General features: G+C 71.0%; 1 protein-coding gene. It reads right to left on the bottom strand.

The window, feature by feature from the left end; genetic code table 11:
• Positions 1 to 276: hypothetical protein (locus tag SB658_RS23740; RefSeq protein WP_410602764.1), on the bottom strand; the 276-nt coding region annotated here is incomplete at both ends.

The following is a 276-nucleotide window of genomic DNA, read 5'->3' as shown; positions in this document are numbered from 1 at the left end:
CGTAGTACGCCATCCGGTCCAGCCCGAGGTAGTGGTATCCGCCGGTCAGGTCCGGCCAGGGCGCGGCCGTTACGCGGTCGCGGAATCGGGCAGCGCGCGACGCATCGTGCTCGAGGGCGTCGAGATAGGCGGCGAGGAGGTCGGCCTGCTCGGCGCGGCCCTGCCAGCCGATGCCGGAGGCCTCGATCATGCCCATGACGTACAGCCCGTTGAACGACGCGGGGAAGAGGTTGAGGAACAGGCGCGGCGAGGCGCCCTGCCAGTGCAGGTGCTCGC

This window comes from Bacillus sp. SIMBA_008 (genome assembly GCF_046535495.1).
In the GTDB taxonomy this organism is placed as follows: domain Bacteria; phylum Bacillota; class Bacilli; order Bacillales; family Bacillaceae; genus Bacillus; species Bacillus subtilis.
Note: the sequence above shows the minus strand (reverse complement) of the source record. Positions and strands in the feature narration are given on the sequence as shown.